Origin of the sequence: Streptococcus oralis (assembly GCF_026782235.1) — a bacterium.
GTDB classification, from domain to species: Bacteria; Bacillota; Bacilli; order Lactobacillales; family Streptococcaceae; genus Streptococcus; species Streptococcus oralis_CC.
This window is the reverse complement of sequence record NZ_JAKUWE010000008.1, coordinates 20,214-31,779: the sequence shown is the minus strand read 5'-3', so window position 1 is coordinate 31,779 and position 11,566 is coordinate 20,214. Positions and strand designations below refer to the sequence as shown.

10 protein-coding genes and 1 other annotated feature are annotated in these 11,566 nt (G+C 42.7%); all 10 genes read left to right on the top strand.

What is annotated here, in order from left to right:
- Positions 1-131 precede the first annotated feature (131 nt).
- The 10 genes from mecA (at position 132) to MK396_RS09875 (ending at position 11,545) form a co-directional block, all read left to right on the top strand.
- A complete protein-coding gene (gene mecA, locus MK396_RS09920) occupies positions 132-872 on the top strand; it encodes an adaptor protein MecA (protein ID WP_268724441.1) in 741 nt (246 codons plus the stop codon).
- Between the two features lie 147 nt (positions 873-1,019).
- Entirely contained in the window at positions 1,020-2,306 is a 1,287-nt protein-coding gene (locus MK396_RS09915) for a homoserine dehydrogenase (protein ID WP_049500334.1), read from the top strand.
- A 1-nt stretch (position 2,307) separates the two neighbouring features.
- Positions 2,308-3,177, top strand: a complete 870-nt coding sequence (thrB, locus tag MK396_RS09910) for a homoserine kinase (RefSeq protein ID WP_268724440.1) — start codon at positions 2,308-2,310, stop codon at positions 3,175-3,177.
- A 213-nt stretch (positions 3,178-3,390) separates the two neighbouring features.
- On the top strand, positions 3,391-4,329 hold the full coding sequence (gene msrB, locus MK396_RS09905; protein WP_268724439.1) for a peptide-methionine (R)-S-oxide reductase MsrB: 939 nt from the start codon (positions 3,391-3,393) through the stop codon (positions 4,327-4,329).
- A gap of 59 nt (positions 4,330-4,388) precedes the next feature.
- On the top strand, positions 4,389-6,113 hold the full coding sequence (locus MK396_RS09900) for an ABC transporter ATP-binding protein (RefSeq protein ID WP_268724438.1): 1,725 nt from the start codon (positions 4,389-4,391) through the stop codon (positions 6,111-6,113).
- Between the two features lies 1 nt (position 6,114).
- Entirely contained in the window at positions 6,115-7,872 is a 1,758-nt protein-coding gene (locus MK396_RS09895; protein WP_268724437.1) for an ABC transporter ATP-binding protein, read from the top strand.
- 100 nt (positions 7,873-7,972) lie between these two features.
- A complete protein-coding gene (locus tag MK396_RS09890) occupies positions 7,973-9,232 on the top strand; it encodes a TRZ/ATZ family protein (protein ID WP_268724436.1) in 1,260 nt (419 codons plus the stop codon).
- Positions 9,233-9,293: 61 nt separating this feature from the next.
- Positions 9,294-9,429 (top strand) — a sequence feature (ribosomal protein L10 leader region).
- A 38-nt stretch (positions 9,430-9,467) separates the two neighbouring features.
- On the top strand, positions 9,468-9,968 hold the full coding sequence (gene rplJ / locus MK396_RS09885) for a 50S ribosomal protein L10 (protein WP_001287266.1): 501 nt from the start codon (positions 9,468-9,470) through the stop codon (positions 9,966-9,968).
- A gap of 73 nt (positions 9,969-10,041) precedes the next feature.
- Positions 10,042-10,410: a 50S ribosomal protein L7/L12 gene (rplL, locus tag MK396_RS09880; RefSeq protein WP_001196964.1), complete on the top strand. Its 369-nt coding sequence runs from the start codon at positions 10,042-10,044 to the stop codon at positions 10,408-10,410.
- Between the two features lie 232 nt (positions 10,411-10,642).
- Complete coding sequence (locus tag MK396_RS09875) at positions 10,643-11,545, top strand: DUF2268 domain-containing protein (protein WP_268724435.1); 903 nt, start codon at positions 10,643-10,645, stop codon at positions 11,543-11,545.
- The last annotated feature ends 21 nt before the right edge of the window (positions 11,546-11,566 follow it).

Sequence of the window (11,566 nt, the reverse complement as noted above, 5' to 3'; positions counted from 1 at the left end):
TTGGTGTAAACTGATATATAGTTCCCTATTATAAAATTAACTCTAAATATACAATATTCTCGCTTCATTCTTTTGATAAAATCGTAAAAATCTAGTATAATAGATAGACTGAAAGTATGAGGTTACTAGATATGAAGATGAAACAAATTAGTGATACAACACTGAAAATCACGATGACTTTAGATGATTTGATGGATCGGGGAATGGAGATTGCAGACTTTCTCGTTCCGCAGGAAAAAACTGAAGAGTTTTTCTATACTATTTTAGATGAACTGGAAATGCCAGACAATTTCTTGGACAGTGGCATGCTAAGTTTCCGTGTGACGCCAAAACCTGATAAGGTCGACGTCTTTGTGACCAAGTCCAAGATTGACCAGAATCTGGATTTTGAAGATTTAGCGGATCTACCCGACATGGAAGAATTAGCCCAAATGTCGCCGGATGAATTTCTCAAAACCTTGGAAAAAAGCATTGCAGATAAGACCAAGGATGATATTGAGGCCATCCAATCTCTAGAGCAGGTCGAAGCAAAGGAAGAAGAGCAAGAGCAGGCAGACAAGGAAACGGAGAATAAGAAAGAACCTTATATCTACTATATCCTGCGTTTTGCAAGCCTTGCTGACTTGGTTGCTTTTGCAAAGACGGTTAACTACCGGATGGAAACATCTGAACTTTATAAGATGAATGGACACTATTATTTGACAATCTTAGTCGATGTGGAAAATCATCCAAGTCCATATCCAGCCTGGCTCTTGGCTCGTATGCGTGAGTTTGCAGACGACAGTGATATCAGTCGTTCAGTCTTGCAAGAGTATGGGCAAATCTTGATCAATCACGATGCAGTTCTTAATCTGCAAAAGATTCGTTCATAATTTTTAAAATCAATTTTCATTTATCAGGAAAGACGAATCTTGGGATTCGTTTTTTCTTTTCTAGACCGAAATAGTGATTTACCAGAATAGGAATTTTCATAAAATTCTGTTATAATGGCTATATCAGAAAATTTCTAGGAGACAAACATGACAGTTAAAATTGCTTTACTTGGATTTGGTACCGTTGCAAGTGGCGTGCCTTTCCTCCTAAAGGAAAATGGAGAAAAAATCGTTCAGTCAGCTCATTCAGAGATTGAAGTAGCCAAGGTATTGGTCAAGGATGAAGATGAAAAGAACCGCTTGCTTGCAGCAGGAAATGACTTTAACTTTGTAACCAATGTAGACGATATTTTATCAGACAAGGACATTACTATCGTAGTGGAATTGATGGGGCGTATCGAACCAGCTAAGACCTTTATCACTCGTGCCTTAGAAGCTGGGAAACACGTTGTTACTGCTAACAAGGACCTTTTGGCTGTTCATGGTGCAGAATTGTTAGAAATCGCTAAAGAGCATAATGTAGCACTTTACTATGAAGCAGCAGTAGCTGGTGGGATTCCAATTCTTCGTACTTTGGCAAATTCGTTGGCTTCTGACAAAATTACGCGCGTTCTTGGCGTTGTTAATGGAACTTCCAACTTCATGATGACCAAGATGGTGGAAGAAGGCTGGTCTTACGATGATGCTCTGGCTGAAGCGCAAAGACTTGGTTTTGCAGAAAGCGACCCTACAAATGACGTGGATGGGATTGACGCAGCCTACAAGATGGTGATTTTGAGCCAATTTGCTTTTGGGATGAAGGTTGCCTTTGACGATGTAGCCCACAAGGGAATCCGCAATATTACGCCAGAAGACGTAGCTGTAGCCCAAGACCTGGGCTATGTAGTGAAATTGGTAGGTTCTATCGAGGAAACTCCTTCAGGTATTGCTGCAGAAGTGACTCCAACCTTCCTTCCTAAAGCACATCCACTTGCCAGTGTGAATGGGGTAATGAACGCTGTTTTTGTAGAATCTATCGGCATCGGTGAATCGATGTACTACGGACCAGGTGCGGGTCAAAAACCAACTGCAACAAGTGTTGTAGCAGATATTGTCCGTATCGTTCGTCGCTTGAATGATGGCACTATTGGTAAAGACTTCAACGAATATAGCCGTGAATTGGTTTTGGCAAATCCTGAAGATGTTAAAGCAAACTACTATTTCTCAATCTTGGCACCAGACTCAAAAGGTCAGGTTTTGAAATTGGCTGAAATTTTTAATGCTCAAGATATTTCCTTCAAGCAAATCCTCCAAGATGGCAAAGAGGGTGACAAGGCGCGTGTAGTGATTATCACTCATAAGATTAATAAAGCACAACTTGAGAATGTTTCAGCTGAGTTGGCCAAAGCTTCAGAATTTGACCTCTTGAATACCTTCAAGGTGTTAGGAGAATAGGATGAAGATTATTGTACCTGCAACCAGTGCCAATATCGGGCCAGGTTTTGATTCGGTTGGTGTAGCTGTAACCAAGTATCTTCAAATTGAGGTCTGTGAAGAACGAGATGAGTGGTTGATTGAACACCAGATTGGCAAATGGATTCCACATGACGAGCGTAATCTCTTGCTCAAGATTGCCTTGCAAATTGCGCCTGACTTGCAACCGAGACGCTTGAAAATGACCAGTGATGTTCCCTTGGCGCGTGGTTTGGGTTCTTCTAGCTCGGTTATCGTTGCTGGAATTGAACTGGCTAACCAACTGGGCAATCTCAACTTATCTAACCACGACAAATTGCAGTTGGCTACCAAGATTGAAGGACATCCTGACAATGTAGCTCCAGCCATTTATGGAAATCTTGTTGTTGCGAGTTCCGTTGAAGGGCACGTTTCTGCGATTGTGGCAGACTTCCCGGAGTGTGATTTTCTAGCTTATATTCCCAACTATGAATTACGCACTCGCGATAGCCGAGGTGTCCTTCCTAAGAAATTGTCCTACAAGGAAGCTGTTGCAGCTAGTTCTATCGCCAATGTGGCCGTTGCAGCCTTATTAGCAGGAGATATGGTGACAGCTGGCCAAGCAATCGAGGGGGACCTCTTCCACGAGCGTTATCGTCAAAGTCTGGTCCGTGAATTTGCGACGATTAAGCAAGTAGCCAAAGAGAATGGTGCCTATGCAACCTATCTTTCTGGTGCTGGACCGACAGTTATGGCCTTGGCTTCTCATGACAAGATGCCAGCGATTAAGGCAGAATTGCAAAAGCAGTCTTTCAAAGGCAAACTTCATGATTTGAAGGTTGATACCCAAGGTGTCCGTGTCGAAACAAAGTAAAGAAATAGAAGATAGGATGGGGAAAGTCTTGATTAAAGGGCTTCCTATCCTTTTTTTGAAAAGAAGTTTATACACAATGAAAATCAAAGAGCAAACTAGGAAGCTAGCCGCCGGTTGCTCAAAACACTGTTTTGAGGTTGCAGATAGAGATGACGTGGTTTGAAGAGATTTTCGAAGAGTATTAGTTAAAAAATTGATAAAGGAGAAATAAAGATGGCAGAAATTTATCTAGCAGGTGGTTGTTTTTGGGGTTTAGAGGAATATTTTTCACGAATTTCTGGAGTGCTAGCAACCAGTGTTGGCTACGCTAATGGTCAAATCGAAACGACCAATTACCAACTACTCAAGGAAACAGACCATGCAGAAACGGTTCAAGTGATTTATGATGAGAAAGCAGTGTCACTCAGAGAGATTTTGCTTTATTATTTCCGTGTTATTGATCCCTTGTCTATTAACCAGCAGGGGAATGACCGTGGTCGCCAATATCGAACGGGGATCTATTACCAAGATGAAGCAGACTTGCCAGCTATCTACACAGTGGTGCAGGAGCAGGAGCGTATGCTGGGGCGAAAGATTGCAGTAGAGGTGGAGAAACTTCGCCACTACATTTTAGCAGAAGACTACCATCAAGACTATCTCAAGAAAAATCCTTCCGGTTATTGTCATATCGATGTGACCGATGCTGAGAAACCATTGATTGACGCCTCAAATTATGAAAAGCCTAGTCAAGAAGTGCTAAAGGACAGTTTATCCGAAGAGTCCTATCGTATTACCCAAGAATCTGCTACAGAGGCACCGTTTACCAATGCTTATGACCAAACTTTTGAAGAGGGCATTTATGTAGACATTACGACAGGTGAGCCACTCTTTTTCGCTAAGGATAAGTTTGCCTCAGGTTGTGGGTGGCCAAGTTTTAGCCGTCCAATTTCTAAGGAATTGATTCATTATTACGAAGACCTGAGCCATGGAATGGAGCGAATCGAGGTTCGTTCTCGATCAGGAAATGCTCACTTGGGTCATGTTTTCACAGATGGACCCCAGGAGTTAGGTGGCCTGCGTTACTGTATCAATTCTGCATCCTTGCGCTTTGTAGCCAAGGACGAGATGGAAAAGGCAGGATATGGCTATCTATTACCTTACTTAAACAAATAAAACTGAGAGGGTGGGGCTTCCCACTTTCTTCATTTCCAGAATAAGAATAGAAGGGACTTATGAAACACTTACTATCTTACTTCAAACCCTACATCAAAGAATCCATTTTGGCACCCTTGTTCAAGCTGCTAGAAGCTGTTTTTGAACTTTTGGTTCCCATGGTGATTGCTGGGATTGTTGACCAATCCTTGCCCCAGAGAGATCAAGGACACCTCTGGATGCAGATTGGCCTGCTCCTCGTCTTTGCAGTAATTGGCGTTTTAGTGGCCTTGGTAGCCCAGTTTTACTCAGCCAAGGCTGCGGTTGGATTTGCCAAAGAACTGACAGACGACCTTTATCGTCATATTCTTTCCTTACCCAAGGATAGCAGAGATCGTTTGACAACTTCGAGCTTGGTGACTCGCTTGACTTCGGATACCTACCAGATTCAGACTGGGATCAATCAATTTCTGCGCCTCTTTTTGCGAGCGCCCATTATTGTTTTTGGGGCTATCTTTATGGCCTATCGCATTTCTGCTGAGCTGACTTTCTGGTTCTTAGTCATGGTTGTCATTTTGACGATTGTCATTGTCGGGCTCTCTCGATTGGTCAATCCTCTCTACAGTAGTCTTAGAAAGAAAACGGACCAGCTGGTTCAGGAAACGCGCCAGCAATTGCAAGGGATGCGAGTTATTCGTGCTTTTGGTCAGGAAAAACGAGAGTTAAAGATTTTTCAAACTCTTAACCAAGTTTATGCCAGATTGCAAGAAAAAACAGGCTTCTGGTCTAGTTTGTTAACACCTCTGACCTATCTGATTGTTAATGGAACCCTTCTCGTCATCATCTGGCAGGGCTATATTTCAATTCAAGGAGGCTTACTTAGTCAAGGTGCCCTGATTGCCCTTATCAACTACCTCTTGCAAATCTTGGTGGAATTGGTCAAGCTCGCCATGCTGATCAATTCTCTCAACCAGTCCTACATCTCAGCTAAGCGAATCGAGGAAGTCTTTGCCGAAGCTCCAGAGGATATTCATTCAGAATTAGAACAAAAGAAAACTACCAGTGATAAGGTTTTACAAGTCCAAGAATTGACATTTACCTATCCTGATGCGGCCCAGCCTTCTCTGAGAGACATTTCATTTGATATGAAACAAGGGCAAATCCTTGGTATCATCGGGGGAACTGGTTCTGGTAAGTCAAGCTTGGTGCAAGTCTTACTTGGACTTTATCCAGTAGACAAGGGGATCATTGACCTTTATCGAGATGGACGTAGTCCTCTTAATCTTGAGCAGTGGCGGTCTTGGATTGCCTATGTTCCCCAAAAGATCGAACTCTTTAAGGGAACTATTCGTTCCAACTTGACTTTGGGTTTGAATCAAGAAGTATCTGACCAGGAACTCTGGCAGGCCTTGGAAATCGCGCAAGCTAAGGATTTTGTCAGTGAAAAGGAAGGACTTTTGGATGCTACTGTTGAGGCAGGAGGTCGAAATTTCTCAGGCGGACAAAAACAAAGGCTGTCTATCGCCCGTGCAGTCTTGCGCCAAGCTCCATTTCTCATCCTGGATGATGCGACCTCGGCCCTCGACACCATCACCGAGTCTAAGCTCTTGAAAGCTATCCGAGAGAATTTACCTAACACGAGCTTAATTTTGATTTCTCAACGGACTTCGACACTTCAGATGACTGACCAGATTCTCCTCTTGGAAAAAGGTGAGTTATTAGCTGTTGGCAAGCACGATGACTTGATGAAAATTAGTCAAGTCTATCGTGAAATCAATGCATCCCAACATGGAAAGGAGGACTAGCATGAAACGACAAACTGCAAACCAGACGCTCAAACGTTTGGCCGTAGATTTAGCAAGCCATCCCTTCCTCCTTTTCCTAGCCTTTCTAGGAACTATTGCCCAAGTTGGTTTATCGATTTACCTACCTATTTTGATTGGGCAGGTCATCGACCAAGTCCTAGTGGCTGGTTCTTCAGTAATTTTTTGGCAGATTTTCATCCAGATGATCTTGGTGGTCATAGGAAATACACTGGTACAATGGGCCAATCCTCTTCTTTATAATCGTCTAATCTTCTCTTATACCAAAGACTTGCGAGAGCGAATTATCCATAAGCTCCATCGTTTACCGATTGCTTTTGTGGACCGGCAGGGCAGTGGAGAGATGGTCAGTCGTGTGACCACAGACATAGAACAGCTGGCAGCCGGCTTGACCATGATTTTCAATCAATTTTTCATTGGTGTTTTGATGATTTTGGTTAGTATTCTAGCCATGCTCCAAATTCACCTTCTCATGACCCTCTTGGTCTTGCTGTTGACGCCATTATCTATGGTGATTTCACGCTTTATTGCCAAACGGTCCTATCATCTCTTCCAGAAGCAAACAGAGACCAGGGGGATTCAGACTCAGTTGATTGAAGAATCACTTAGCCAGCAGACTATTATCCAGTCCTTCAATGCTCAAACAGAGTTTATCAAAAAACTGCATGAGGCGAATGCCAACTACGCAGGTTATTCTCAGTCAGCTATCTTTTATTCATCAACGGTTAATCCTTCGACTCGCTTTGTTAATGCACTCATCTATGCTCTTCTTGCTGGAGTGGGAGCCTATCGTATCATGATGGGGTCCACCTTGACCATCGGACGTTTAGTGACTTTTTTGAATTACGTCCAACAGTACACCAAGCCCTTTAATGATATTTCTTCTGTTTTAGCCGAGTTGCAAAGTGCTCTCGCTTGTGCAGAGCGCGTCTATGCTGTATTAGAAAGTCCTGAGGTTGCTGAAACAGGTAAAGAAGTCTTGACCAGTGACCAAGTCAAGGGCGCCATTTCCTTTAAGCATGTTTCTTTTGGATACAATCCTGAAAGGATCTTGATTAAGGATTTGTCTATCGATATCCCAGCTGGTAGCAAGGTAGCCATCGTTGGTCCAACAGGTGCTGGTAAGTCAACTCTCATCAATCTCCTCATGCGTTTTTATCCTATTAACTCGGGAGATATCTTGTTAGACGGTCGTTCTATTTACGATTATACCCGAGCATCATTGAGACAGCAGTTTGGCATGGTGCTCCAAGAAACTTGGCTCAAGCAAGTGACCATTCATGACAATATTGCCTTTGGAAATCCTGAAGCCAGTCGGGAGCAGGTGATTGCTGCTGCCAAAGCAGCCAATGCAGCCAATGCAGACTTTTTCATCCAACAGTTGCCACAGGGATACGATACTAAGTTGGAAAATGCAGGAGAATCTCTCTCTGTCGGCCAAGCCCAGCTCTTGACCATTGCCCGAGTCTTTCTAGCTATCCCTAAGATTCTTATCTTAGACGAGGCGACTTCCTCCATCGATACACGGACAGAAGTGCTAGTTCAGGATGCCTTTGCCAAACTGATGAAGGGGCGCACCAGCTTTATCATCGCCCACCGCTTGTCAACCATTCAGGATGCGGATCTGATTCTAGTCTTGGTGGATGGTGATATTGTTGAGCATGGTAACCATCATGACCTCATGGCTAGAAAGGGCAAGTATTACCAAATGCAGAAAGCTGCAGCTTTTAGCTCTGAATGATCCTTTCTATTTTAAAATCTTATGGACAAAAAAAGTTGCCTTCGGGTGACTTTTTTGTTACAATAGCTAGAAAAAATCAGGGTCTTAGAAGGAGAAAACAATGAAAGTCTATCAGCATGTAAATACCGTGACTTGTGACCAAGATTTCCATGTTTATTTGGATGGTATCTTAGCCGTTAAGGACTCTCAAATCGTCTATGTCGGCCAAGAGGAGCCAGAGATTTTAGAGCAAGCTGAGCGGATTATAGACTATCAGGGAGCCTGGATCATGCCTGGTTTGGTTAATTGCCACACCCATTCTGCTATGACAGGTTTGCGAGGGATTCGAGATGACAGCAACCTCCATGAATGGCTCAATGACTATATTTGGCCAGCAGAAGCTGGGTTTACACCAGATATGACTACCAAGGCAGTCAAAGAAGCTCTGACAGAAATGCTCCAGTCAGGAACAACAACCTTCAACGATATGTATAATCCCAATGGTGTGTATATCCAGCAAATTTATCAGGCAGTCAAGGCATCTAAGATGCGTTGTTATTTCTCACCGACCCTCTTTTCTTCAGAGGCAGAAACAACTGCTGAGACCATAAGCAGAATACGTGCCATCATCGAGGAAATCTTAGGATATGAAAATCCAAATTTCAAGGTTATGGTAGCTCCACATTCTCCCTACAGTTGTAGTAGAGACTTGCTGGAAGCGAGCTTAGATATGGCAAAAGAGCTGGACATTCCCATCCATATCCATGTGGCGGAGACCAAGGAGGAATCAGGAATTATCCTGAAACGCTACGGCAAACGCCCCCTCGCCTTTCTAGAAGAACTGGGTTACTTAGATCATCCGTCTGTTTTTGCTCATGGGGTCGAACTAAACGAACAAGAAATTGAACGTTTGGCAACCTCTCAAGTGGCTATCGCCCACAATCCTATCAGTAATCTAAAACTGGCCTCAGGAATCGCTCCAATCATCCAACTCCAAAAAGCAGGAGTAGCAGTGGGGATTGCGACTGACTCGGTTGCTTCCAATAACAATCTAGATATGTTTGAGGAAGGACGGACAGCAGCCCTCCTTCAGAAAATGAAGAGTGGAGATGCCAGCCAATTTCCTATCGAAACAGCTCTCAAAGCTCTAACGATAGAAGGTGCTAAGGTTCTTGGAATGGAAGATCAGATAGGAAGTCTGGAAGTTGGTAAGCAGGCAGATTTTCTGGTCATTAATCCTCAAGGGAAAATCCATCTCCAACCTCAGGAAAATATGCTCTCTCACCTAGTTTATGCAGTCAAAGCCAGTGATGTTGATGATGTTTATATCGCTGGAGAACAGGTGGTTAAGCAAGGCAAAGTTTTGACAGTCGAGATTTAAAAAAATTTCAAAAAAGTTTGCAAAAATCTTGCATTCTTTTTTTGTCTATGCTATACTTATATACGGTTTGAAAAAACTGCCTAAGACAGTAGGGGAGCTCGACTCATAAAGATCCTACCGAGGACAAAACGTATCATGTAAAAAGAAGCGTATTGTACTTTCGTGTCTAGGTTTGGGCGCGTTTTTCTTTTGGAAGAATTCCCCAAGCAAAATAATTACGGAGGTGAACACACTAATGAGTGAAGCAATTATTGCTAAAAAAGCGGAACTAGTTGACGTAGTAGCTGAAAAAATGAAAGCTGCTGCATCTATTGTCGTTGTAGACGCTCGTGGTTTGACAGTTGATCAAGATACAGTTCTTCGTCGTGAGCTTCGTGGAAGCGAAGTTGAGTATAAAGTCATCAAAAACTCAATCTTGCGTCGTGCAGCTGAAAAAGCTGGTCTTGAAGATCTTGCATCAGTATTTGTTGGACCATCTGCAGTAGCATTTTCTAACGAAGATGTTATCGCACCAGCGAAAATCTTGAACGATTTTGCTAAAAACGCTGAAGCACTTGAAATTAAAGGTGGTGCAATCGAAGGCGCTGTCGCATCTAAAGAAGAAATCGTTGCTCTTGCAACTCTTCCAAACCGCGAAGGACTTCTTTCTATGCTCCTTTCTGTACTTCAAGCGCCAGTGCGCAACGTTGCTCTTGCAGTCAAAGCGGTTGCAGACAACAAAGAAGACGCAGCTTAATCTTAGGCTACGCAGCGTAGCTTAGCTACGGATAAACTATTATAAATTAAAAACTTATTTGGAGGAAATAACAATGGCATTGAACATTGAAAACATTATTGCTGAAATTAAAGAAGCTTCAATCCTTGAATTGAACGACCTTGTAAAAGCTATCGAAGAAGAATTTGGTGTAACTGCAGCTGCTCCTGTAGCTGTTGCTGCAGCTGGTGCTGCTGACGCTGGTGCTGCTAAAGACTCATTTGACGTTGAGTTGACAGCTGCTGGTGACAAAAAAGTTGGCGTTATCAAAGTTGTACGTGAAATCACTGGTCTTGGACTTAAAGAAGCTAAAGAACTTGTTGATGGTGCACCAGGTGTCATCAAAGAAGGCGTTCCAACTGCAGAAGCTGAAGAAATCAAAGCTAAATTGGAAGAAGCTGGAGCTTCAGTTACTCTTAAATAATAGAGCAACTACATTTGTAGCTTAAAAAACATATAAAACCGCTATTCTTAGGAGTAGCGGTTTTTTCTGTTACGATTTAAAATGGGTAAAGCTACTTGAAATTATGGTCTGATACGAAAGTTCTAGTTTTTTTACTAACAATTACTAGAATCTTGATATAAATTCAATTTTCTTCTTGACTCTGACCTTAGGTAAGGGATTATACTAATAATAGATAAGAAAGGAGATTACCATGCAAATCAATATGATTCGTTCAGATAAAGTTTACCAAGAGATGCTCGAGCTTCCTTTAGAAAAGAGAGAAGGCTGTTTTCGAGCGAAAATATTAGCACCTTTTGCAACCAAATACCAAACGCAACACATCCCTCTGAAAGCAAAGTATCCTGGAGGATTTGATGCTCTATTCCTACTTGGTTTTATGAATCAGTTACCCTCAACTCTCTCAGAAAAGGATAGACCAGCTATAGACGCTCTGAGCTCTGATCAACTCTGGCAAAATTGTCAAGATACCATCAAGAGGAGTATTGATCTTTTTGAGCAGGCTGGCTATGACTTAGAGGTTGAGGATTACCATTTTACTATTTTATTGGGTAATCCAGAAAAACCTATGCTACAGATTAATAAGGGATACAGTGGAGATGGTGGAATTCCAGGCTACCTCATGCTTAGTCTACTACCAAATGACTATACTTTGCCACGAGTACAAGCAGCGCTAGCTCATGAGTGCAACCATAATGTCCGCTTCCAATTTATCAAATGGAATCAGCAGACGACATTAGCAGACTGGGTAGTCAGTGAAGGCTTGGCAGAGTCTTTTGCGGCTGAGCTCTATGGTAAGGATCTCATTGGGCCTTGGGTTACTTCAACCAGTCCAGAGCAGTTAGAAGAGATTAAGCCCATCATCTCAAGTCAGCTTCAGCTAACAGGGATGGCGGAAATGGCTCCTTATCTATACGGTGATGAAATCGCGGAGATACAGGGTCAAATACCGGTTGGAATGCCCTATGCTGCAGGCTATGCTTATGGTTATCATCTGATACAAGCCTATCTGAAAAAGACTGGCAAGACTATTATTGAAGCAACAGTGACGCCTACAGAAGAGATTTTAGAGGCGACGAAAGACTTTTGGAAATGACACTTTGGCTTGATAATCTGC

Excerpts from the sequence above, each read along its gene's own strand:
- mecA (WP_268724441.1), top strand. The coding sequence starts at position 132 with ATGAAGATGAAACAAATTAGTGATACAACACTGAAAATCACGATGACT.
- MK396_RS09915 (WP_049500334.1), top strand. The coding sequence starts at position 1,020 with ATGACAGTTAAAATTGCTTTACTTGGATTTGGTACCGTTGCAAGTGGC.
- thrB (WP_268724440.1), top strand. The coding sequence starts at position 2,308 with ATGAAGATTATTGTACCTGCAACCAGTGCCAATATCGGGCCAGGTTTT.
- msrB (WP_268724439.1), top strand. The coding sequence starts at position 3,391 with ATGGCAGAAATTTATCTAGCAGGTGGTTGTTTTTGGGGTTTAGAGGAA.
- MK396_RS09900 (WP_268724438.1), top strand. The coding sequence starts at position 4,389 with ATGAAACACTTACTATCTTACTTCAAACCCTACATCAAAGAATCCATT.
- MK396_RS09895 (WP_268724437.1), top strand. The coding sequence starts at position 6,115 with ATGAAACGACAAACTGCAAACCAGACGCTCAAACGTTTGGCCGTAGAT.
- MK396_RS09890 (WP_268724436.1), top strand. The coding sequence starts at position 7,973 with ATGAAAGTCTATCAGCATGTAAATACCGTGACTTGTGACCAAGATTTC.
- rplJ (WP_001287266.1), top strand. The coding sequence starts at position 9,468 with ATGAGTGAAGCAATTATTGCTAAAAAAGCGGAACTAGTTGACGTAGTA.
- rplL (WP_001196964.1), top strand. The coding sequence starts at position 10,042 with ATGGCATTGAACATTGAAAACATTATTGCTGAAATTAAAGAAGCTTCA.
- MK396_RS09875 (WP_268724435.1), top strand. The coding sequence starts at position 10,643 with ATGCAAATCAATATGATTCGTTCAGATAAAGTTTACCAAGAGATGCTC.